At 63.2% G+C, this 22361-nt stretch carries 21 protein-coding genes, 2 tRNA genes and 1 pseudogene; 14 read left to right on the top strand and 10 right to left on the bottom strand.

What is annotated here, in order from left to right:
* Positions 1-12 precede the first annotated feature (12 nt).
* Both CGLY_RS10315 and CGLY_RS10310 read left to right on the top strand, forming a co-directional pair.
* Positions 13-747, top strand: a complete 735-nt coding sequence (locus CGLY_RS10315) for an isoprenyl transferase (protein ID WP_038549219.1) — start codon at positions 13-15, stop codon at positions 745-747.
* Positions 744-1892, top strand: coding sequence for a VIT1/CCC1 transporter family protein (locus CGLY_RS10310; RefSeq protein WP_038549217.1), 1149 nt, complete (start codon positions 744-746; stop codon positions 1890-1892). Before CGLY_RS10315 ends, CGLY_RS10310 begins: the two co-directional genes overlap by 4 nt.
* Before the next feature lie 19 nt (positions 1893-1911).
* Here CGLY_RS10310 and CGLY_RS10305 read toward each other — a convergent pair whose 3' ends face one another.
* A complete protein-coding gene (locus CGLY_RS10305) occupies positions 1912-2328 on the bottom strand; it encodes a Fur family transcriptional regulator (RefSeq protein ID WP_038549215.1) in 417 nt (138 codons plus the stop codon).
* A 433-nt stretch (positions 2329-2761) separates the two neighbouring features.
* Between CGLY_RS10305 and CGLY_RS10300 the strand changes: the two genes are divergently transcribed.
* Together CGLY_RS10300 and CGLY_RS10295 are read left to right on the top strand one after the other, a co-directional pair.
* A complete protein-coding gene (locus CGLY_RS10300; RefSeq protein WP_038549213.1) occupies positions 2762-4144 on the top strand; it encodes a glycine--tRNA ligase in 1383 nt (460 codons plus the stop codon).
* 18 nt (positions 4145-4162) lie between these two features.
* On the top strand, positions 4163-4756 hold the full coding sequence (locus tag CGLY_RS10295; RefSeq protein WP_038549211.1) for a hypothetical protein: 594 nt from the start codon (positions 4163-4165) through the stop codon (positions 4754-4756).
* A gap of 34 nt (positions 4757-4790) precedes the next feature.
* Here CGLY_RS10295 and CGLY_RS10290 read toward each other — a convergent pair whose 3' ends face one another.
* Both CGLY_RS10290 and CGLY_RS10285 read right to left on the bottom strand, forming a co-directional pair.
* Complete coding sequence (locus tag CGLY_RS10290; RefSeq protein WP_038549209.1) at positions 4791-5312, bottom strand: dihydrofolate reductase family protein; 522 nt, start codon at positions 5310-5312, stop codon at positions 4791-4793.
* 156 nt (positions 5313-5468) lie between these two features.
* Entirely contained in the window at positions 5469-7544 is a 2076-nt protein-coding gene (locus tag CGLY_RS10285) for a TPM domain-containing protein (protein ID WP_081803875.1), read from the bottom strand.
* Positions 7545-7594: 50 nt separating this feature from the next.
* Between CGLY_RS10285 and CGLY_RS10280 the strand changes: the two genes are divergently transcribed.
* Positions 7595-8263: a YdcF family protein gene (locus tag CGLY_RS10280; protein ID WP_038549207.1), complete on the top strand. Its 669-nt coding sequence runs from the start codon at positions 7595-7597 to the stop codon at positions 8261-8263.
* 15 nt (positions 8264-8278) lie between these two features.
* Complete coding sequence (locus CGLY_RS10275) at positions 8279-9583, top strand: deoxyguanosinetriphosphate triphosphohydrolase (RefSeq protein WP_038549205.1); 1305 nt, start codon at positions 8279-8281, stop codon at positions 9581-9583.
* A 4-nt stretch (positions 9584-9587) separates the two neighbouring features.
* Here CGLY_RS10275 and CGLY_RS10270 read toward each other — a convergent pair whose 3' ends face one another.
* Together CGLY_RS10270 and CGLY_RS10265 are read right to left on the bottom strand one after the other, a co-directional pair.
* Positions 9588-10013 carry a ribonuclease domain-containing protein gene (locus tag CGLY_RS10270; protein WP_038549203.1) on the bottom strand — a complete coding sequence of 142 codons (426 nt, stop codon included), beginning with the start codon at positions 10011-10013 and terminating at the stop codon, positions 9588-9590.
* Between the two features lie 25 nt (positions 10014-10038).
* Positions 10039-11853 carry a GMC oxidoreductase gene (locus tag CGLY_RS10265; protein ID WP_052540876.1) on the bottom strand — a complete coding sequence of 605 codons (1815 nt, stop codon included), beginning with the start codon at positions 11851-11853 and terminating at the stop codon, positions 10039-10041.
* Between the two features lie 165 nt (positions 11854-12018).
* Between CGLY_RS10265 and dnaG the strand changes: the two genes are divergently transcribed.
* Positions 12019-14004 (top strand): DNA primase, encoded by a 1986-nt coding sequence (gene dnaG / locus CGLY_RS10260; RefSeq protein WP_174411420.1) that lies wholly within the window; start codon positions 12019-12021, stop codon positions 14002-14004.
* A gap of 156 nt (positions 14005-14160) precedes the next feature.
* Here the strand turns inward: dnaG and CGLY_RS17785 are convergent.
* A pseudogene (locus CGLY_RS17785) lies at positions 14161-14403 on the bottom strand (hypothetical protein); the annotation flags it as partial.
* Between the two features lie 165 nt (positions 14404-14568).
* Here CGLY_RS17785 and CGLY_RS10250 point away from each other — a divergent pair.
* The 3 genes from CGLY_RS10250 to CGLY_RS10240 all read left to right on the top strand — a co-directional run bounded on the left by CGLY_RS10250 (position 14569) and on the right by CGLY_RS10240 (position 16836).
* The gene (locus tag CGLY_RS10250; RefSeq protein ID WP_038549198.1) at positions 14569-15687 is read left to right on the top strand and encodes an S-(hydroxymethyl)mycothiol dehydrogenase; all 1119 of its coding nucleotides are present in this window, start codon (positions 14569-14571) and stop codon (positions 15685-15687) included.
* Positions 15687-16391, top strand: coding sequence for an MBL fold metallo-hydrolase (locus CGLY_RS10245; RefSeq protein ID WP_081803874.1), 705 nt, complete (start codon positions 15687-15689; stop codon positions 16389-16391). The genes CGLY_RS10250 and CGLY_RS10245 overlap by 1 nt, the downstream gene beginning before the upstream one ends.
* A 145-nt stretch (positions 16392-16536) precedes the next feature.
* Positions 16537-16836: a metal-sensitive transcriptional regulator gene (locus CGLY_RS10240; protein WP_038552496.1), complete on the top strand. Its 300-nt coding sequence runs from the start codon at positions 16537-16539 to the stop codon at positions 16834-16836.
* A gap of 11 nt (positions 16837-16847) precedes the next feature.
* Here the strand turns inward: CGLY_RS10240 and CGLY_RS10235 are convergent, their stop codons facing one another.
* Entirely contained in the window at positions 16848-17255 is a 408-nt protein-coding gene (locus CGLY_RS10235) for a hypothetical protein (protein WP_038549197.1), read from the bottom strand.
* A 406-nt stretch (positions 17256-17661) separates the two neighbouring features.
* Here CGLY_RS10235 and CGLY_RS10230 point away from each other — a divergent pair, with 406 nt between their 5' ends.
* Both CGLY_RS10230 and CGLY_RS10225 read left to right on the top strand, forming a co-directional pair.
* Positions 17662-18816, top strand: coding sequence for a sensor histidine kinase (locus CGLY_RS10230; RefSeq protein ID WP_144313667.1), 1155 nt, complete (start codon positions 17662-17664; stop codon positions 18814-18816).
* Positions 18813-19484 carry a response regulator gene (locus tag CGLY_RS10225; protein WP_038549196.1) on the top strand — a complete coding sequence of 224 codons (672 nt, stop codon included), beginning with the start codon at positions 18813-18815 and terminating at the stop codon, positions 19482-19484. The genes CGLY_RS10230 and CGLY_RS10225 overlap by 4 nt, the downstream gene beginning before the upstream one ends.
* Before the next feature lie 60 nt (positions 19485-19544).
* Here CGLY_RS10225 and CGLY_RS10220 read toward each other — a convergent pair.
* Positions 19545-19618 (bottom strand) — tRNA-Ile (locus CGLY_RS10220).
* A gap of 207 nt (positions 19619-19825) precedes the next feature.
* On the opposite strand from CGLY_RS10220, the gene CGLY_RS10215 reads away from it, so the two are divergent.
* Both CGLY_RS10215 and CGLY_RS10210 read left to right on the top strand, forming a co-directional pair.
* Positions 19826-19897, top strand: a tRNA-Asn gene (locus CGLY_RS10215).
* Between the two features lie 202 nt (positions 19898-20099).
* Entirely contained in the window at positions 20100-21101 is a 1002-nt protein-coding gene (locus CGLY_RS10210; protein ID WP_038549194.1) for an SRPBCC family protein, read from the top strand.
* Here CGLY_RS10210 and CGLY_RS10205 read toward each other — a convergent pair.
* Entirely contained in the window at positions 21086-21949 is an 864-nt protein-coding gene (locus CGLY_RS10205; RefSeq protein ID WP_038549192.1) for a serine hydrolase domain-containing protein, read from the bottom strand. The two genes, CGLY_RS10210 and CGLY_RS10205, sit on opposite strands and share 16 nt — an antisense overlap.
* A gap of 4 nt (positions 21950-21953) precedes the next feature.
* Positions 21954-22331, bottom strand: a complete 378-nt coding sequence (locus tag CGLY_RS16775; protein ID WP_081804056.1) for an acyl carrier protein — start codon at positions 22329-22331, stop codon at positions 21954-21956.
* Between the last annotated feature and the right edge of the window lie 30 nt (positions 22332-22361).

Here is a 22361-nt window from a genome sequence, read left to right as displayed (position 1 = left end):
CCGTCTGGCACAATGTTGGGCGTGAGTAGACCCGAGATCCCCGCTGAGTTCATTCCCCGCCACGTTGCGATCGTGATGGACGGCAACGGCCGTTGGGCGCAGGACCGGGGGCTGGCACGCACGGAGGGGCACAAGCGTGGCGAAGGTGTCCTCATGGACATCATCGACGAATGCCTGGAACTCGGGATCGACTACCTCTCTGCGTACGCCTTCTCTACGGAGAACTGGCGCAGGAGCACCGATGAAGTACGTTTCCTCATGGGGTTCAACCGCGATGTGCTGCGGCGGCGACGCGATGAACTCGATGCGAAGGGTGTGCGCGTCGTCTGGGCGGGACGGCGCCCGCGGCTGTGGAGGTCGGTGATCTCGGAACTGCAGAAAGCTGAGGAACAGACCCGACACAACACCAGGATGACCCTGGTCATGTGCGTGAACTACGGAGGGCGGGCGGAGATCACCGACGCCACGCGCGCGATCGCCGCTGAAGTCGCTGCGGGGAGACTGAAGCCCCGCGAGATCACCGAGAAAACCGTGTCGGCCTTCATGAACGATCCCGGTATGCCGGACGTGGACCTGTTCCTACGCCCATCCGGTGAGCAGCGGACCTCGAACTTCCTGCCATGGCAGTCGGTCTATGCCGAGATGGTCTACCAGGACGTCCTGTTCCCTGATTTCACCCCGGATCATCTGCAGAAAGCGGTACTGGAGTATGCGAAACGGGACCGACGGTTCGGCGGTGTGAAATGAACGACGAACCGACCCGTCGCCAACTCAACCGGTGGCGGCGCTACCTGGCTGATGAGCGGGCGGAAGGGGCGGTGTACCGGGAGCTCGCCCGTAAACGCACCGGTGAGGAACGCGAGATCCTGCTGGGAATCGCCGAAGCAGAGTCCCGCCATGAGGAGTACTGGCGGGCACGACTGGGGGATGAGGTCGGGTTGCCGCGCAAGGCCGGTCTGAACACCAGACTGATGGCGTGGATGGCGCGTAGGTTCGGGTCGGTGTTCGTTCTGGCACTGCTTCAGTCCGCGGAGTCGCGCAACCACTACTTGTCCGACAAGGACGCTACCGAACAGATGGCGGCGGATGAGGCGATCCACGCCGAGATCGTCCGGGGACTGGCGGCACGGGGCAGAGCGAAGATGTCCGGGGATTTCCGGGCAGCGATCTTCGGTGCCAACGACGGACTGGTGTCGAACCTGGCTCTCCTACTGGGGATGTTCGGTGCCGGCGCCGGGCAGGCGACGATGCTGACCGCCGGTATCGCCGGCCTGCTGTCTGGCGCGCTGTCGATGGCTGCCGGCGAGTACGTATCGGTGACGAGCCAGAAGGAACTGCTGGAAGCATCGACCCCGGACCCGAATGCCAGCACGGCGGTGCCGAAGCTGGATGTGGACCGGAATGAACTCGAGCTGGTCTACCGGGCCCGTGGGATGGACCCGGAGTCGGCCGGACGTAAAGCGCGGCACGTATTCGCCGAATTGTCCAGGCTCAAGGAGATCAAGGATGCCACTGACGGCCTGGACGCTGATCCTGAGCTCGCCGGTGGATTAGGTTCCGCCGCGGAGGGCGACATCACTGAGGATGCTGAGGTTGCGGAGACCGCCGAGGACGGTGGCTCCGGCATGTCGGCGGCCGTCTCGAGCTTTCTGTGTTTCGGGGTCGGTGCGCTGGTCCCGGTGATTCCGTTGATACTCGGGTTGGTGGGCTTACCGGCGATCGTCCTGTCCTGCGTGCTGGTGGGAGTGGTCCTTCTCGTTACCGGTGCCTTGGTGGGACTGCTGTCGGGGATGTCTCCCTGGAAACGGGCATTGCGACAGCTGGCGATCGGTTTCGGCGCGGCAGCCGTGACATTTGCCCTGGGAAGTTTGTTCGACGTTGCCGCAGCATAGGGAGAGCTCCAGGCGACGCTCAGTTTAGGCGTTGCTTGCGGGCACAGTCGGTGCAGAGTCCGAAGACGTCGGCCGTGTGTCCGGTCATCACGAAGCCGTGCTGACGGGCGACATCCGTGGCCCACCGTTCCACCGGACCTCCGTCGATCTCCACCGCTTTTCTGCACGACGTGCACACCAGGTGATGGTGGTGATGCACGGAGCTGCAGCTCCGGTAGAGCATTTCACCGCTGTCGTCCTGCAGCGTGTCGATCATCCCCTGGGTGTTCAGTTGTTGGAGGGTGCGGTACACCGTCGTCAAACCGACCTTGTGGCCACGTTCGCTGAGGGTGGCGTGGATGTCCTGCGCACTGGCGAAGGTGGTCATCCCTTCGAGCGTGTCGACCACTGCCGCACGCTGGCGGGTGTTTCGCTGTCCGATCCGGGGAGTGTTCATCGTGCTCTCCACCCTAACCGTTCGCGCGCGCGGAGGGAACGGAACGGCATTCGGACGTCGGTCGGGAAGGTGTTTTCCGGAACCCTTCCTGGGCCCCGGAATGCGCAGGTGAGAGTGGCTTATTCGAGGTAGGATCGGCGGACTTGACAGGGGTGGCAGAGCCGCCGTAAATTAGTGCCAGTTCCCCAGGGATGGCTTGTCCCCCCCCTAAGTCCATCCCATCAAACGGGGAACAAGGCCCCATCCTCTTCGGAGGACAGCGTGGCCGGGACCCGCGATAACCCCCCCTTTCGCGGGTCCTTTTTTATGCTTTCTGAGGAGCCGGGTCGGGGTGCGTGACCCGGGGGTGCCCCGCCGTAGTTGTCCCGGTATCATGGGCGTGATTGTCTGAACGACCGTCAACCCCACCGTCAACGAGGAGTGCCCCGAGCCCATGGCCGCAAGTAACATCGAGACCGTCGTCAACCTCTGCAAGCGCAGGGGACTGGTGTTCCCTGCAGGTGAAATTTACGGCGGCACGCGCTCCGCCTGGGACTACGGTCCGCTGGGCGTCGAGCTCAAGGAGAACATCAAACGCCAGTGGTGGCGTCACATGGTCACCTCCCGTAAGGACGTCGTGGGTGTGGACACCTCGATCATCCAGCCGACGCAGGTCTGGGAAGCGTCCGGTCACGTCGAGGTGTTCACGGATCCGCTGGTGGAATCGCTGTACACCCACAAGCGGTACCGTGCCGATCACCTTCTGGAGGCGTACGAGGAGAAGCACGGTCACGAGGCGCCGAAAGGTCTCGCCGACATCAACGATCCGGTGACCGGCCAGCCCGGAAAGTGGACGGAGCCGCGCGAGTTCTCCGGTCTTCTGAAGACCTACCTTGGCCCGGTGGATGACAAGGAGGGCCTGCACTATCTGCGTCCGGAGACCGCACAGGGTATTTTCATCAACTTCAAGAATGTGATGGGATCGGCCCGTCAGAAGCCGCCCTTCGGCATCGCGAACACCGGAAAGTCCTTCCGTAACGAGATCACCCCGGGTAACTTCATCTTCCGCACCCGTGAGTTCGAGCAGATGGAGATGGAGTTCTTCGTCAAGCCGGGCGAGGACGAGGAATGGCACCAGACGTGGATCGACGACCGTTTCAACTGGTACGTCAACCTCGGTATCGATCCGGAGAACCTGCGGTTGTATGAGCACCCGCAGGAGAAGCTCTCCCACTACTCCAAGCGCACCGTGGACGTGGAGTACGCCTTCAACTTCGCCGGTTCGAAGTGGGGCGAGCTCGAGGGCGTCGCCAACCGTACGGACTACGACCTGAAGACCCATGCTGAGCACTCCGGCGAAGATCTCAGCTTCTTTGACCAGGAGACCGGCGAGCGGTGGATCCCGTACTGCATCGAGCCGGCCGCCGGTCTCGGCCGCGCGATGATGGCCTTCCTGGTGGACGCGTACTTCGAAGACGAGGCGCCCAACACCAAGGGTGGAGTCGACAAGCGCACCGTCCTGCGTCTGGACCGTCGTCTCGCACCGGTCAAGGTGGCTGTTCTGCCGCTGTCGAAGAAGGAGACTCTCACTCCCACTGCGGAGAAGGTGGCCGAGGAGCTCCGCGGTCTCTGGAATGTCGACTACGACGTGTCCGGTGCCATCGGTCGCCGGTACCGTCGCCAGGACGAGATCGGCACGCCGTTCTGCGTCACCGTCGACTTCGACACCCTGGAGGACAACGCGGTCACTGTGCGTGAGCGCGACACCATGTCCCAGGAGCGGGTCAGCCTGGATAAGCTGCAGGGCTACCTCGCCGAACGACTCGCGGGCTGCTAGGCAGAACGGAACTGAGACATGCCGAACCCTGACATCCGTTGGACGGTTCCCTCCGACGGACACACCTTCCCGATCTACGCAGGCCTGCCCAGCGACATGGACCGGGTGGGGGAGTATTCCGTGGAACGGGAAGTCGCCACGATCCGCTTCGGTGGAGACACCTGGCAGCTCGATGCGGATAAAGGCCCGGCGATGACGGCGACGACCGGTGAAGCCACGGGCTCGCAGGTGTTCACCGCCGTCGGCGATGCGAAGACCTTCGGTGCCTCCAAGAACATCAGCTGCACCGCCGACCGGCACCGGGTCCTGATCCACGCCGAGAACAAGAAAGATTTCGTTCTGTTCAGGGCTCCTTCCGAGCAGGATGCACCATTGGATCTCAGCAAGGCGGAGAAGATCGGTCAGTTCAGTTCAGAGAACGGTGGTCTCAAGAACGTCCATGTCTCCTTCGAGGGGGAGGGTGAGAAGCTGCCGTTGGATGTCCAGGTGTTCCTGTCATGGGTGGCCCGTCACGCCATGGAGACACGGGTACTGTCCGCGACCTGGCGCCTGTCGATCTTCCTGATCATCCTGGTGCCGTTCCTGATCCTGTACTTCCTCGGTTTCCTCTGAGCGGCTCTCCCCACCAGAGGATTAGGTGGGGAAGTCACTTAACGACTTCGAACCGGGCGCACACTAGCGCCCGGTTTCTCACTGTCTCCAGGAGCTCCATGCTGAGGGGACGGGGGAGTAGCGGTGCGCCGTCTCCGAGGGTGACAGGCGCGTACTGGATCCACACCTCGTCGAGAAGCCCGGCGTCAGCGAACTGACCCGCCAGGTCCCCTCCGCCGACGATCCAGATGTTCTTCTCCCCGGCGGCTTCCGCCATCTGTGCGTGCACATCGGTGACGGATGCCGATGTGAAGCGGACGTCTGCGCCGTCGACGGTGGGAAGGTCACGATGAGTGAATACCCAGGCGGGAACGTTGTAGCTCCACCCGTCATCATTCGCCAGGATCCATTCATAGGTGGTGGCGCCCATCGCTATGGCACCGACACCCTCGACGAAGCTGGTAGGGGACATCGGCCCGTCCCAGTCGAAGTCCTGGGAGGTCAGCCAGTCGAGTGAATGGTCGGTCGTGGCGATGAACCCGTCGAGACTGGACGCGGTGAAGTAGTGGGTCGTCATGTGGGCCAGGCTAGCGACTTTTGCCTCGGTGGGAGAGCTAGCCAGCCTGCTCCTGCGTCACCTCAAGTTGCCGATTACGCCCGAGTGCGGCGGTGATCCAGAATAACCCCAGGTCGCCGGAGGTGGGAGACGTAATCCGTGACAGGAGTCGGGAGCCTAGAAGCTGCCGAAGTCGCCACCACCACCGAAGTCCCCGCCGCCCCCGCCGCCGAATCCTCCGCCGAATCCGCCCCCACCGAAACCGCCGTTCCCGCTGAGGAGCGAACCGAGGAGCATACCGGCGACGAGGTTTCCGCCGCCACCGCCTCCGCCGTAGTGGTTGTTGCGGCGGTTGTAGTCGTCGATGTCTCGGCGAGCCATCTGCGATGCCTGGCGTGCCAGAGCGTTCGCCTGCTGTGCGGCCGTGAATGCCGCACGTGGTTGGGTGTCCCGTTGCTTATGCGCGGCATCGAGGGCCTGAGCTGCTGACTGGGCGGAGGACCTGGCTTCAACGCCGATCATGCGCCCGCGGGTGTGGATCGTGTCCTCGACCGCCCGCAGGTGGTTCGTCGCCTCTGCGATGGTGCGGTCCACCATTCCCAACGTACGTTGGTAGTTGTTCTCAGCACCGCGGGCCTCATCCAGCTGGATATCGAGTTCACCGTCGGCGTCAAGGAGCTCTGAGTAGGTTCCCAGCGGGTCCCTGTCGCCCTTTTCCCTGGCTGCATCGAGTGCGTTCTTGGCACGTTCAACCGCTTTCCCCAGTTCAGCGCGGTCAATCTCAGCGTTGCTGGCTGCGAGATGGGTGGCTTCCGTGATCTCCTCGTCGACCTCCTGGATCAGTGAATCGAGGTTCTTCTGTGCCTCCTGGAGCTGCGACTCCGCATGCTCCACAGCGGACAGCTGACTGTCAGCCTGGCTGATGGCCAGGTGCGCGGCACTGGCCGCATCGATGAGCTCCCCCTGCTGGCCAGCAGGCAGGTTCAGCAGCTCGCGAGCACGTGATATGGCTGCCTCGGCTTCAGTGATCTCTGCTTTGGCAATGTCGGGATTGTCGGAAACAGAGTCAAGTAGTTCGGGATCCACCTTGCTGGCCAGGTTGTCCAGGATTTCGCGGGACCGGGGGATACGCGAGCGCAACTCTACTGTCTGCTGGAAGAACTTGTCGACGATTTCAGGAGCGTCGATCAGCTTCTCGCGCAGAGTAGCGAACCGCTCAGCCTGATCCCGCAGATTCTGCTCTGCTGTCCCGCACGAGGAGATCATGTCGATCAACTGTGCGCGTTCTTCGTGCTCGCCGCTAACCAGACCATTCTGCAGACGCTGGTGGGTGTCATAGGCCTTCGCCAGGGCCTTCTTTGAGACGTCCAGGGCCTTGCGGAGGTCGCGGGTCCGTTCCTCCCCGAATTCTGCCTCGGCGGTATCGAGTTCCTGGTGGCCCTTGCGGATCGATTCGTCGGTGCTGTGCAGTTCCTCGCTGGCCAGGGTGCGCAGCACGTGGGTGGGCTGCTGGGAGAGGTCGTCAGTGTTTTCCGGCGTGATGGTGCGAGCGGATTCGAGCTGCTCTGCTTCGTTCTCGCGCTTCTTCTTCCGCGTGTACCAGATCGCGCCACCTGCGCCGCCGACGACGACAATTGCTGCGGCGCCACCCCATGCGTAGGTGGAAGCCGGAGTGACGTCGGCTACGACATCGGCGATCGCTTGACCACCGGAAGCCCAGTTACCACCTGTTAGGTTGTCCATACCTGCTGAATAAACATCGCTCGACACGGAGGTCGGGACACGGCTGCCAGGACTGGTGACAATCTGTCCATTCGTTTCAGATTTAACGTTGACAACGGTGACGAGAACATTGTTGGCAGGGTCCTGGGTCCTCAGCTCCCCGGCAAGGGCTTCCAGGTCCCCTGAGTAGTTGTCCACGTACACCAGGTACCCTTTCACGCCGGTTTCGGACGGCCCCTTCTCCAGCGTCTCCTCGATGGAGCTGCGCTCGGAGTCCGACAGCACGCCTGCCTGGTCGACAACTTGGGAATCCAGGGTGATGTCGGTGGTGGAATCGGTGTCTGTCGCCGCCCCCTGTGCGAGGACAGTTGCCTCAGCGGCAGGGGGTGAGGGCTCCGCAGCTGCCGTCCCGAACCCCAGAGCGGCGCCGGCACCGACGCCGAGACCAGCCACTCCGGCGACGGCGACGGAGGCGGCGAACCGTCGGAGTCGGATACGGGAGGCGGGCCTGGGGTGATTCGCAGCATACATGCATCCCACAATAACGAAATCCCCGAACTCGGGTGCGTAGTCTTAGTCGCATGAACGGCAGAACCATTGGCAGCACCGCGGGACGAACGGTCGGTGCGGGTATTCGTGGACTGATCTACATGATCATCGGCACCGTCGTCATCGGCCTGGTCATCACCCTCGCCACAGCTGCACACGTCTGGGCCTATGCCCGCCAGGACGACCGCGCCGGCGCGGACACCATCCTGGTGCTGGGTGCTGCCCAGTACAATGGCACGCCGTCGCAGTGGTTCGCCGCGCGTCTCGATCATGCGGTGGAGCTCTATGAAGAGGGAGTGTCCTCACACATCACCACCATCGGCGGAAAGCTTGAGGGAGACGCCTACACTGAGGCAGAGGCTGGTGCGATCTACCTTCGGGACAAGGGGGTCCCCGACGAGGCGATCACCGAGGTCAACGAGGGGATGGACACGCTCGGCTCGGCAGAGGCGTTTGCGCCGGTGGCCGAGGACAACGGCTGGGAACGGGTTCTCGTCGTCACCGATCCCAACCATTCTCTGCGCGCGACGAATATGGTCGGGGACCAGGGCGTGGATGCACACGCTTCGCCGACGAGGCAGGGGCCGGCGGTGTCGAGCCGGAAGGAGCAACTTGACGCCATCATCCACGAGACCGGTGGCCTGCTGTACTACCGTGCGACGGAGGAAGGCGGCGGTGACTACACCGTCGACGAGAGCTAGAGGAGACAGATCACGGTGCAACGGTACGGCTACACCGCCCACGACCTGGAGCGCATCATCAGTGTGCCCGGGAAATCACTCGGAGTCGACGGTGCAGTGCCCGACGCCCGCGACGATTTCGACCGCGACCGCGCCCGGGTGCTCCACAGCGCGGCGCTGCGCCGTCTCGCAGACAAGACCCAGGTTGTCGGACCCGGATCGGGCGACACCCCACGTACCCGCCTGACCCACTCTCTCGAGGTCGGACAGATTTCCCGCGGCATCGGCAAGACCCTCGGTGTGGACCCGGACCTCGCCGACCTCGCCGGTCTGACCCACGACATCGGTCACCCGCCGTACGGGCACAACGGCGAGCGTGCCCTGGATGAAGCCGCCGCGTCGTGCGGCGGTTTCGAGGGGAATGCACAGACGCTGCGCATCCTGGTGCGGCTTGAACCAAAGACCGTTGGTCCGGACGGCCAGAGTTACGGGCTGAACCTGACCCGGGCATCCCTCGACGCCGCCTGCAAATACCCGTGGGGCCCGACGGCGCCCGACGGCGCACCCCGTATGAAGTACTCCTGCTACGCCGACGACCTGGACATCCTCACGTGGATACGGGACGGTGCGCCGGACGGACGCAAATGCCTCGAGGCGCAGATCATGGACTGGTCGGACGACGTCGCTTATTCGGTGCACGATGTCGAGGACGGCATCGTCTCCGGGCGGATCAGCATGAACGTGCTGTGGGATCTTGTGGAGCTCGCGACACTGGCGGAGAAAGGCGCCCGGGCTTTCGGAGGTGACCCCGAGGAACTGCTCGATGCCGCGGACCGGCTCCGACGGATGCCCCCGGTCGCCCGTGCAGCCGACTTCCACGGCACCCTCCAGGACCTTGCCGCTTTGAAAGGGCTGACCAGTGAGCTGGTCAGCCGCTTCGTCACCGCGTCGGTCACAGCCACGCGTGAATCGCATCTCAACCTGTCCAGTGAGGGCGATCAACGCGTTCCTCTGGGGCGCTATGCTGCGGACCTGGTCATTCCTGCTGAGGTCAAGGCCGAGGTGGTGCTGCTGAAGTCACTGGCTGTGCTGTATGTGATGGACGAGCACCGTCATCTCGCGGACCAGGAACGTCAGCGGGACCGGATCTTCCGCGTCACGAACTATCTTGCCCAGGGCGCACCAGGCAGCCTCGACCTGTTGTTCCGCCCGTGGTGGGAGGCGGCTACGACCGATGCAGCCAAAATGCGGGTGGTTATTGACCAGGTCGCGTCACTCACGGAGGCGCGGCTCGAACGACTGGATCGCTCTGCGTCGGCGATCAGTGCAGCCTGGGGCTGACAGTTCAGTCCTCCGCGTCCGGGATCGAGCAGAAAGATTCGTAGTGGTCCGCGGTGTAGTACCAGACATCGGGATTGGTGTCGGTTCCGCCACCGACGACGATCCGGCGTGCTCCACGGTGGTCGAGCCCCGGTGTTGAGACGGTGTACTCCCGGTAGTAGCTGCCGGGTTCGTCGGGAAGCCGTCCTTCGTAGTTACCGAAGTGCTTGCCGTCGTGGTCAGGATGGTCGAAGTCACCGTCGCCGAGAATGGAGTCGATGACCTCGTCCGCCTGGCCTGGGAGCGACGCGACGGAGCAGGTGTCCCCGGTAGCACCGGGGTCACCGTCACCGGTGACGGCATCGAGCCCGAAGTACCCTGCGACGAGGATCACTGCCGCGCCGGCGGCACCGGCCAACCCGCCGGTCAGTTTGTTGTTCCGAGTGCTCACAGCACGTCAGTACATCACACGTCGCCTAGATGTTCACGTCCGGTGTGACCGCAGGAGTGGCCTCCGGCTCGATCTTCGGCACGGTATTCGACCGGCTGGAGGACACTGGGGTGATCGGCAGTCGTAACGCGGCGGGGGCACTGTCGGGGACGACCGGTTTGTCGGGACGAACCGGTGTGATCCGCTCGTAGGAATTCACAGACTGACGCTGCTGCGGACGGGGGTCGCTGTCGCCCTTGTTGGGCCAGAGCGCGGCTGCCCGTTCCGCATTCGCCGAGATCGACAGTGACGGGTTGACCCCCGGGTTCGCCGTGATCGACGCCCCGTCGGTGACGAACATCGAGGGGTACCCCCACACACGGTGATAGGGGTCGACAACGCCGTCTTCGGGCGAGTCCGCAATAGTGCACCCGCCGAGGAAGTGTGCGGTCAACGGGATATTGAAGACCTCTGACCACACTCCGCCGGCGACCGCCTTGGGGAAGTGCGCCGCACCACGGCGGGTGGCGTCGTTACCCTCAGGGATCCAGGTCGGGTTCGGATCGCCTTCTCCCTGCCTGCTGGTAAGGAAGCGGACAGGTCCGAAAGTCTTCAGACTCGTGGTTAGGGAGTTGTCACGTGCCTGCATCACCAGGTTGATCATCGTTCGCTCTGACCAGCCCCGCAGATCCAGGACCAGCTTGACGGCAGACGGATTCTTCGCCAACTGGCGGAGGAACTCGACCCAGCGCGGCCACGTCGTGTCCCCGTCGGTGACCAGCGTCTGGAGCAGGCCCATCGCATTCGAACCCTTGCCGTACCGCACGGGTTCGATGTGGGTGTCCGGGGCAGGCCAGTAACTGGAGGTAATCGCCACACCGCGGGAGAAGTCGTGGTCGGGGTCGGGCTTGTCCAAACCGACGCCCAGTAGTGCCTCCGAGTTTGTTCGGGTGAGTTGCCCGAGGTGGTCGGAGATCCGGGGGAGAGTGCCGTCTTCTTTTCCACGGTGGAGCAGGTTCTGAGTGCCCCAGGTTCCGGCGGCCATGACCACGTAGTCGCTGGTGAACGTCCGACGCTTCTTCTTGCCGAAGAACGGGGCGGTGGTTTCGGTGGTGACCGTCCATCCGGTGTCCTCGTCCGCGCCGACCTTGGAGATACCGGTGACGGTGGACCGATCGTGGACCGTTGCGCCTCCTTGCTCGGCGAGATAGAGGTAATTCTTCAACAGCGTGTTCTTCGCGCCGTGTCGGCAACCGGTCATGCACTCGCCGCATTCCGTGCACGCCGTCCGGTCCGGCCCGACTCCACCGAAATAGGGGTCTGCGACGGTTTCGCCTTCTTCGCCCTCCAGTCCTACTTTCTTGCCGAAGAACACCCCGACCGGGGTCATCCGGAAGGTGTCGCCGACCCCCATCTCGTCGGCGACTTTCTTCGACAGACGGTCAGCCGGGGTGACCGTCGGATTCGTCACCACTCCGAGCATGCGCCGGGCCTGGTCGTAGTAGGGGGAGAGCTCGTCCTCCCAGTCGGTGATGTGGTCCCAGGCGGGGCTGTGGAAGTAGTCTTCACCGGGTTTGTAGAGGGTGTTGGCGTAGTTCAGTGAACCACCGCCGACGCCGGCACCTGCGAGGATCATGGCATCCTTCAGCAGGTGGACCCGCTGGATACCGTAGAAGCCGAGCTTCGGCGCCCAGAGGAACTCTTTGAGATGCCAGCTGTTCTTGGCGAATTCATGGTCGGCGAAGCGACGCCCGGCCTCGATGATGCCGACCTTGTACCCTTTTTCAGTCAGACGGAGTGCGGTCACGGATCCGCCGAATCCGGACCCGACGATCAGGACGTCATAGTGGGTGTTGCTCATGGTGCACTGCTCTTCTCTCCACACCGCGGTCCGGTAGTCACCCCGGAACGGTGTGCGGTAGTCGTCGATACTGTTTTGCAACAGATAGGAGCCATCCTAGGACGCCGTGAGGGCGAGTTCAGGCGAATCGGGGACTTCGTCGGGACGGTGGCTATCATGGTCGACATGGCACGAGGGCGGATTCCGGACACCGACATCGCCGCGATCAGGGAGCAAACCCCGATCGAGGAGGTGGTCGGCGAGTATGTCCAGCTCACGCCGGGTGGCGTGGACTCGATGAAGGGGCTCAGCCCATTCAAGGACGAGAAGACCCCGTCGTTCCACGTTCGGCCGAACAAGGGCTACTTCCACTGTTTCGCCACCGGCGAGGGGGGAGACGTTTTCAGCTTCCTGATGAAGATGGAGCACGTCAGTTTTCCCGAGGCGGTGGAGCAGTGTGCCGAGCGCATCGGTTTCCGCATCAACTATGAGGGTGGCGGGCCGGTCAACCGGGTTGAACCCGGGACGCGACAGCGGCTCGTGGCGGCCAACCGCGCCGCACACGAGTTCTACATGGAGCGCTTCCACGACGAGGAGGACGCCGGCGCAGAGACGGCGAGAGCCTTTCTCCGGGACCGGGGATTCGAGGGGGACATCGTCGATACGTTCGGGTGCGGTTATGCCCCGGCCGGGTGGGACACCCTGACCAAGCATCTGTTGCGTCGTGGTTTCGAGTTCAAGGAGCTCGAGGACGCCGGCCTGAGCAGGATGGGCAACAGGGGGCCGATCGACCGGTTCCACCGTCGCCTCCTGTGGCCGATCCGTTCCGTGGCGGGCGACGTCATCGGGTTCGGCGCGCGCAAACTCTTCGACGACGACAACCTCGGCAAGTACATGAACACCCCCGAGACACTGCTCTACAAGAAGTCGAAGGTGCTGTTCGGGATCGATCTGGCCAAGAAGTCGATCGCGTCGGACCACCAGGCAGTGGTGGTCGAGGGATACACGGACGTCATGGCGATGCATGCGGCCGGGGTGCCGACCGCTGTGGCTGCCTGCGGGACCGCCTTCGGTGAGGACCATCTCCAGTTGCTGCGTCGGTTCATGGTGGACGACCAGTTCTTCCGTGGCGAGATCATCTACACCTTCGACGGCGACGAAGCGGGTCAGAAAGCTGCGCTGCGTGCCTTCGAGGGGGACCAGAAGTTCACCGGCCGCAGTTACGTCTCCGTCGCCCCGGACGGGATGGACCCCTGTGACGTGCGGATGGAGAAAGGTGACGCCGCGGTACGGGAGATCGTCGCCGACCGTATCCCGATGTTCGAGTTCGTGATCCGGACCGTCATCCGCGGTTACGACACCCACCACATCGACGGCCGCGTGGAAGCAATGCGCCGGATCGTCCCGGTACTCGCCGGTATCAGGGACGATGCACTGCGTGACGAGTACGCACGCCAGGCCGCCGGATGGTTGAGCTGGCCTGACCCCACCGAGGTGGTCAGTCAGGTCCGCGCCGAAGCAGCAAAGGGCCGGCGGGGTAGCCAGGGGCCGGAGCTCAAGGAGGGTGTGGCACGGCTGGCGCGGCGTTCCGCAGAGGCGGAGAAGGCAGGTGCAGCCTCCGGATCGAATGTCACCTCGATGCTCAGTCGTCCTGATCCTGCTGACATCCACCTGGAGCCGGCGCGCGAGGTACTCAAGCTGATGCTGCAGGAGCCGGAGATGGTCGGGGCGGACGCGGACGGTCTGTTGCCTGATTCTTTCGAGCATCCGACGTACGTCGCTGTAGCGACGGCAATCGCGGCGGCGGGGGGCGTCGGCTCGGTCGGTTCCGAGGACGGGCACGCCGCTGGGGCAGCGTGGTTGGATGCCGTCAGTTCAGCCACGGACGACGTGATGTGCCGGGCGGTGATCAGCGAGTTGGCGGTGGAGGAACCACGGTGCCAGCGAGATCGGTTGGAGTTCTACGCTGGCGCGGTGGTCGCCCGGATGGAGGAACGGTGGGTCGGCATGGAGATCGCCGAGTTGAAGTCACGGATGCAGCGTATGCGTCCCGACCAGGGCGGGCGTAAGAAGCAGGAGTACAACAACACCTTCGCTGACCTGATGGCGTTGGAGAAGTACCGTCGCACACTGCAGGAACAGGCGCAGAACTACGGCGATCTGCGCGGCTGAGAGGCTCCGGTCTCAGGAACGGCGCCGGGTAAACCGGTCGAACCGCTTCTGGACGGGTCCCCCTGTGCCGTCCTGGTCGCTGACGCGGCGGCCCTTTCCGTCGCGCATGCGGGCCTGCTCGCCCTCGATGTAGACGTCCTCTTCGTGGTCGACAGCGTCATTCTCCAGGACGGCGTCGCCGTGGAGGTCGTCTGCACCACGGAGATCGCGGAGTTCCCGCATGCGTGGGTCGGGGTCGAGGCGGTCAGCCAGGGCCTTACGTCCGGCCTGCACCGCGCGCCGGGTGGCGGGGGAGTTGACCGCAGCCTCATAGCCGCGCCGGATCTGCTCGTACCGGCGTCGTCCGGCCTTGGTGCCGAAAACGTAACCGGCGGCAGCTCCGATGACCAGCTGGATCATGAAAAATACTCTCCTGGGGATTCAATGAGATGAGTGTAGGCCTGGTTTACTCTGGGGTTCGCTCTGGGCACCAGCCTACCTTGACAGTCGACCGCGCTCGACGGAAATCATCCGTATCCTGAACGGAAGAACGAAGGTCTGCACGATGAGAGGAAGATTCAACAGATGAGTACAACGGTCAAGGGTGTTATCGCCCGGGGTAAAGGTGCCGAGGTCGAACTGACCGATATTGTCGTGCCGGATCCGGGGGTCAATGATGTGGTGGTGAAGATCCAGTCCTGCGGGGTGTGCCACACCGACCTGGCCTACCGCGACGGTGGTATCAGTGATGATTACCCGTTCCTGTTGGGCCATGAGGCTGCCGGGGTTGTGGAGTCTGTCGGTGAGCGGGTCACCCATGTCGTTGAGGGTGACTTTGTGGTGTTGAACTGGCGTGCGGTGTGCGGGGAGTGTCGGGCGTGTAAGAAGGGTGAGCCGAAGTACTGTTTTGATACGTTCAATGCGTCTAAGTCGATGACCTTGGCTGATGGTACGGAGTTGGAGCCGGCGTTGGGTATCGGCGCGTTCGCTGAGAAGACGTTGGTGCATGAGGGTCAGTGCACGAAGGTGAATCCGGATGCTGATCCGTCGGCGGTGGGTCTGTTGGGCTGTGGTGTGATGGCGGGTCTGGGGGCGGCGGTGAACACCGGTGAGATTACCCGTGGTGAGACTGTGGCGGTCATTGGCTGCGGTGGTGTCGGGATGGCGGCGATCGCCGGTGCGAGGTTGGCCGGGGCGACGACGGTCATCGCGGTGGACTTGTCGGACGCCAAGCTTGAGCGGGCGAAGGGTTTTGGTGCGACGCATACGATCAACCCGGGTTCGCTCGGCGGTGATGCTGGGGCGAGTGGTGAGGATCAGCCGGTGGTGCAGGCTGTCCACGAGATCCTCGGTGGTGTCGGTGCCGATGTCGTCGTGGATGCTGTCGGTCTGCCGGCGACGTTTACCCAGGCGTTCTATATGCGTGATCTGGCCGGGCGGGTGGTGCTGGTGGGTGTGCCGACCCCGGAGATGACCCTGGAGTTGCCGTTTTTGGATATCTTCTCGCGGGGTGGTGCGGTGAAGTCGTCGTGGTACGGCGATTGTCTGCCGGAGCGGGATTTCCCGATGTATACGGAGTTGTATCTGCAGGGTCGGTTCCCGTTGGGGGATTTTGTTGATGAGCGGGTCGGTATCGATGCGGTGGAGTCTGCGTTTGCGAAGATGAAGCAGGGTTCGGTGCTGCGTTCGGTGGTGGAGCTGTGATGGCACAGGGCAACGGTGAGGGCAACAATGCGCAGACCGGTGCGGGGGCCAGCCGGAGTTTCTCCGGGGTGTCCGGGTCGGGGCTGCGCATCGATCGGGTCGTGACCCACGGGGTGTTCGCCCTGGACGGCGGTGAGTGGGAGGTCGACAACAACATCTGGGTCATCGGTGATGATGATGAGGTGATTGTGGTTGACGCCGCCCATGACGCCGAGGCCATCGTGGCGGCGGTGGGGGATCGGACGGTGCGGTCGGTGATCTGCACCCACGCGCATAATGATCACATCACCGTCGCACCGCAGTTGGCGGAGCGGTTGGATACGCAGATCTATGTGCATCCGGGTGATCAGATGTTGTGGAACCAGACGCATCCGGGGGTCGGGCATGAGGATCTGGTGGATGGGCAGGTGTTTGATATCGCCGGTACGCGGTTGCGGGTGATTAATACACCGGGGCATTCGCCGGGGTCGTGTTGTTTGTATCTGCCGGAGGCGAGGGTGTTGCTCAGTGGGGACACGATGTTTGCTGGTGGTCCGGGGGCGACGGGGCGGTCGTTTAGTGATTTCGACACGATTATTGAGTCGTTGCGGTCGAAGGTGTTGACGTTGCCGGGGGAGACGGAGGTGTATACCGGGCATGGTGATGCGACGTTGATTGGTGATGAGGCGCCTCATTTGGAGGAGTGGATCGCCCGAGGCTATTGATCGGAATACCCCTTAGGGGTATGGTGTGTACCACTGAGTGGGACTGAACGAAGGAGAGAACGTGCCCGACAATCTACTCACTGAGGAAACTTCCGTGGAAACATCCGTGGAAACGTCCGGGTGCGGCTGCGACCCGCATGCGAGCATATCTGGTGACGGTGATGAGACCCACGGTTACAGCGCGGACAAGAAGCGCTACCTCGCCCGCCTGAAGCGTATTGAGGGGCAGGTCCGCGGTCTGCACCGCATGGTCGACGAGGACACCTACTGTATCGACGTGCTTACCCAGGTGTCCGCTGTTCAGTCTGCGCTCAAGGGCGTCGCACTTGCTCTGCTGGATGACCACATGCAGCACTGTGTGCTGCACGCGGCACAGCAGGGTGAGGACGAGGCCATGGAAAAGCTCGATGAGGTCTCGGCGGCGGTCGGTCGGTTGCTGAAGTAGGCGTCCTCTGATCAGTCGCGGCGCCGACGCAGCAGCAGTGCTGACAACCCGCCTGCAATCGCACCCCATGCGGCGTTGAGCAGGAGAACCGGGACAATGGCTATCGGCTGTGCAAGGGGGCCGTCCAGTGAACCGTCAAGTAGCGGGGATAGGACCGCACTTAAGAGAATTGCGAGCACCCCGTAGGTCAGTCCCGCCAGTGTCAGTGTCAGAACGGGGGAGTCGACACACGCTGCCACGGCTGCAGCCACCCAGCCGGCGGTAACGACGAGTGTCAGAGCGACAGGGATGATAGCGGGGAGCTCGGTGCCTGTCTGCGAGGCAATGATGCGCACCAGCGGTCTGACTAGTGCGAAGACGCCGAGGACGATGATCAGAAACCAGTTGAGTGACGGGCGAGGGGACGAGAGGGAAGACATGCTCTGAACGCTATTGCTCCGCCGAGGCGCCGTCATCGGACTGCGCTCTCGTCGTCGGTCGTCGTCGGGTGACAGCTGACTACGTCGAAAAGCGACAATGACCGAGACCTCAGGCGGATGTCACAGCGGATTCGTCTCGCTAACGTGACCCACATGAGCAAGTCACAGCCTCGCCGGGCCTCTTCGGCACATAGGTGCCGTATCGGCCCCACATCCGTTACTGTTCCGGCTGGGCCTGGCGGGAGCAGCTGCGGACATCTGGATTCTCGTTCCTGTTCCTGTACGGTTCCTGACGCGTTTTCTCACTGCACTGGTGACCGGTACCGTTTCCGGGTGGCGGCCTACGAAGTCCAGGCGAGTGTGTGGCCCAGGTCAGTCCACTGGATGGCGCGATAGAGTTGGTCATGTGAGCGCTCAAAGTGCCCAGGAAATCGACCGCTCTCTCGGGAGAGATGTCCCCGGCTGGGCGGTGGATGCGGCCATGACGGTTGTCGTCGCCGTGGTGCTGGTCAGTGTCGTCGCGCTGTCTCAGGTGGGTATGGATCATCGTCCGGATCTGGGAGCGTTTATCTTTGTCACGGCCTTCGGGGGCGTACTCCTTATTCGCAGACATTTTCCGTTGACCGTGCTGTGGCTGAGCATCCTGGGCACCTTCGCCTACTACTCGTTGGAGTACCCGCCCATCGGCGTGGCGCTACCAGTTGTTGCGGCCTTGTTCTCCACTGCGGAGCGGGGTCTGGTGACGTGGGCAGTAGCTGGGGGCAGCGTGGTTTTCGTCGTGTCTCTTGCTTTCCGGGTACGCGACGACCCGCAGCCGATTGGATACCTCCTCGGAACCGAATCCGTATCCACTCTCGCGTTGATCGCCGCCGCGGTCTCTCTCGGCTACGGACTCCATGCCCGACGGTTGTACGTCGCACAGCAGGAGGAGATCGCTCGTCTCAACAAAGTCCTGGAGCGTGAGCACATCTCCCGTGAACTACACGACACTGTCGGGCACGGCCTGTCCGTCATTTCGTTGCAAGCCGGGGTGGCACGCGACGCTCTCGGTGACGGGAACCCGACGGCTGCCGCCGCCGTCGATCAGATCAGGGCGCAGTCTTCGGCCACACTCACCGAACTGCGGACGATGCTGCGGCTGCTGCGTTCGGAACCGGACATTAATCCGCGGGGCGTCCATTCCCTCGCGGACCTCGGCGGGCTGTTGGAGGAGGCCCGGGCCGGCGGTCTGGAGGTTACGACGCACGTCGACGTCGCGGCAGATGAGCTTTCGCCGATTGTGGATGCTACGGCGTACCGGATCATTCAGGAGTCGCTGACCAATGTACTGCGGCATGCCGGAGCTTCCGCCGTGGAGGTCACTGTGTCCGCCCACGGCTCGATGCTGGTCGTTAGGGTGTCCGACAACGGGAAAGGCGTCTCCGATTCCGGCACCAGACCCGGGGGTCTCGGGTTAACCGGTATGCAGGAGCGGGTAAAGATCCTCGGTGGCAGACTGGTCACACAGACCCACGGTGGATTCACCGTCGCCGCGACGCTTCCGACAAGGTTGGAATCATGATTCGGATCGTGCTCGTTGATGACCAGGAACTTGTCCGTACCGGATTGCGCTCCCTGTCACAGCATGAGGGCGACATTGCCGTCGTCGCCGAGGCACCTGACGGGGAAACCGGGCTCGCGGTCATCCGCCAGCACCGGCCAGACGTCGTGCTGATGGACATTCGGATGCCGCGCATGGACGGCATTATTGCGACGGCCCAGGTCGTTGCGGACCCAACCCTGGAGGGTGTCCGTGTGATCGTCCTGACGACCTTTGACGAGGACGATGACATCACTGCCGCGATCCGCGCCGGAGCGTCCGGCTACCTGCTGAAGGACGTGACACCAGACGACCTGCGCGCAGCTATCCGGGTTGTCGCGCAGGGGGAGTCGTTATTGTCACCGTCGGTGACGACCAAGGTACTGGAGAGACTCGCAGCAGAGCGTGATGAGCAGGTTCGCCCGCAATTGCTCGTTGGTCTGACGGATCGGGAGCGAGAAGTCCTGTCGAGAATCGGCCTCGGGGAATCGAACGCGGAGATTGGGGTGAGTCTTCATATCAGCCCTGCGACGGCGCGGACCTACGTCAGTAGACTGCTGTCTAAACTGCATGCCCGCGATCGTTCGCAGCTGGTGGTGCTGGCCTACGAGTCGGGATTGATAACACCAGGATCGGGCCCGGGGCGCTGACGCCGAGAGGCTACCGTCCGCGCGGGGACGATAGCCTCTCAGCACTGCCCGTTCACACTGTGGGGCCAGCGGGGCTTGAACCCGCGACCAGCGGATTATGAGTCCGCGGCTCTAACCAACTGAGCTATAGCCCCGTTACGACATTTAAGCATACGGCCGGTATCGCTTCCGGCAGGTGCCCCTTGATCAGTGAGAGTACCGTCACTACCGATGGCACCTCATTTGCCGCGACCGTCCGTGTCCTGTGTAGCTGCAGGTGGGGGCCGTGATTTGATCCTTTGCGCCGCGCTCTGTAAAGTTCCATTCCGTTGCAGGGGAGAGCACATCCCCGGCCGCAGTATTCCTCCATAGCTCAATGGCAGAGCATTCGACTGTTAATCGAAGGGTTGCTGGTTCGAGTCCAGCTGGAGGAGCAGAACCTCACCGCCGACCACATTGTGGTCGGCGGTTTTTCGATTCGGAGGGGGGCTCGTCAGTGCAAGCGTACTGAAACCCTCTGAACGCTGGCCGTGTAACGATGATCCCGGTAGCCGCGCACACATTGGCATGAACTGGCCCTATTCAGGTGCAGTGCGCTGTGCATATACTGGATCTCCCGCTGAAGGAGCGCCCGCCATGCCTGTGCGTACTGTCACCAAGAACACCGATGACTCGACCATCGAGATCGTCGCCGACTACCCCGTCTCGGTGGGTAGGCTCTGGAACGCCTTCGCTGATCCGAATCAGCTGGAACGTTTCTGGGGACCACCGACCTATCCCGCGACCTTCCCCCGACACGATGTCGCTGTCGGTGGTCGCTCCCATTACTTCATGACAGGTCCAGAAGGCGACCGGTCGGCGGGCTACTGGACCTTCACCGACGTAAACGCACCGTACTCGTTCACGGTTCGGGACGGCTTCGCCGACGAGTCCGGCACGCCGAATCCGCAGACACCTGAGATGACGATGTCCTTCCAGTTCGATACCACCGACCAGGGGTCGGCAATGACCATGGTGACGTCGTTCGCCAGTGACTCGGACATGCAGCAGATGGTCGAGATGGGTATGGCCGAAGGGATGGAGGCGGCGCTGAGTCAGCTTGACGCTGTGCTTGCGGCCCCTGATCCCGTCGCTCCCGGATCCAAGACTCAGTTGACGATCCTCGAAGACACCCTCGTCAGGATCAACCGCGTACTTCCTGGAACTGTGGAGGAGGTGTGGGGGGCGCACCATGATGCTGATGTGCTGCGGCGTTGGCAGCTCGGTCCGGACGGTTGGTCGATGCCGGTATGCGACGTGACTACCACGGTCGGCGAAGTTTATCGGTTCGGCTGGGTCCAGGATGTGGCCGCGGATGGACAGGAAGCAGAAGCGTTCGGATTCACCGGCACAGTTCTGGAGTCCGAGGAGCCTTACCGCATTGTCACCACAGAGATGATGACTGACGGCGGCGGAACACCGGTCGAGGACGGACCAGAGACCCGCAATGAGGTGACGTTCTCCCCGGTGGCGAACGGAACGTTGCTGACATTGGTTGTCACCTATCCGGGCGTGGCCGCCCGCGACATGATTCTCGGCACCGGCATGGTGGACGGGATGGAGATGAGCTACGCGAGGCTCGATCAGTTGCTCGGCTGAAGCTCATTCCAGAGTCGGTCGTTGAACCCGTCCCACCGTTCTTTTGCCCACGGGCCGAAATCATGGTCGGTCAGGACGACGGCAGCTCGACCGGTGGGGCGGTGAAACCACAGGAACGTTCCCGACTGACCGAAGTGGCCGGTGACGTCCCGTGGCATCGTCTGCCCCATCCAGTGCGGCGACTTGGTGCCATGGACCTCGGCCCCCAGCCCCCAGGGACAGGGATGCTGGCGTCCGTACCCCGGGACGATGCCGTCGAGTTCCTTGTACTGCACCGACAGCGCACCGTCCCAGGTCTGGGTGGAGAGCAGCCTGGGGGAGAGGAACTCGGCTGCGAGAGTGAGAAGGGCCGAGAGCGAGGCCCTGAAACCGTGGCCGGCAGAGCCGGAGAGATCCAGCGTGTCTGCAGGTATGCCCAGCGGCTCACACAGGGCTGCACGTGTGTAGTCGGTGAACGGGATTCCTGTGGCTGATACGAGGTCAGCGAGGATCTCGTATCCGGCGGAGGAGTAGATCCGCCGTGACCGGGCCGGTTTCTCCCGCTGCCGCGACTGCATCCCGACACCGGAGGCGTGGCTGAGCAGGTCGCGTACCGTGGCGTCCGCAGGGCCGGCGACGGAGGCGTCGTACTCTGAATTGATGTCGGCGACGGTTCCGTCCAGGCTGAACGCGCCTTCTTCTACGGCGATGAGAACACTGTGGGCGGTGATTAGCTTGCTGACACTGGCCAAGGGGAACATTCTCGCGGTGTCCCCGTGTGTCAATGTGGCGCCATCGCTGAGAACGCCCGCAGCTACCGCGTCCGCCGGCCAGGTGTCGACGTCACTGAGAGCCTCCTGCACGGACATACAGTCACGGTTCTTCTGTCTGGGCAGTACGGGGGGAACGGGATTCGACGAACCGCACGATGTCCTGGACGGTGCGTGCGGCGTCCAGGTCTTCCTCCTCGACCCGTACGCCGAAAGCATCTTCGATGCGGATGGCGATGTCGATGCGCGAGACCGAGTCGATGTGCAGGTCGTCGGTCAGGTCGCTGTCGGCGCTGATCTCGTCGACGTCGACGCCAGTGGCGTCCTCGATGATCATCGAGATCCGTGTCACCGGGTCGACTGAGGCGCTGCGGGCGTTGCGGGACGGACGCGTCCCCTTGGCGGCCCCGTCTCCGGACGCGGCGGGGTCACCGCCGAGTTTCTCGGCGAGCTTGTCTCGGGCATCCGATGAGATTTCCACGGACATCGACCTTTCTGGGTTCTGTGGTCC

Origin of the sequence: Corynebacterium glyciniphilum AJ 3170 (assembly GCF_000626675.1) — a bacterium.
Lineage (GTDB): Bacteria > Actinomycetota > Actinomycetes > Mycobacteriales > Mycobacteriaceae > Corynebacterium > Corynebacterium glyciniphilum.
This window is presented reverse-complemented; position numbering and strand designations above follow the sequence as displayed.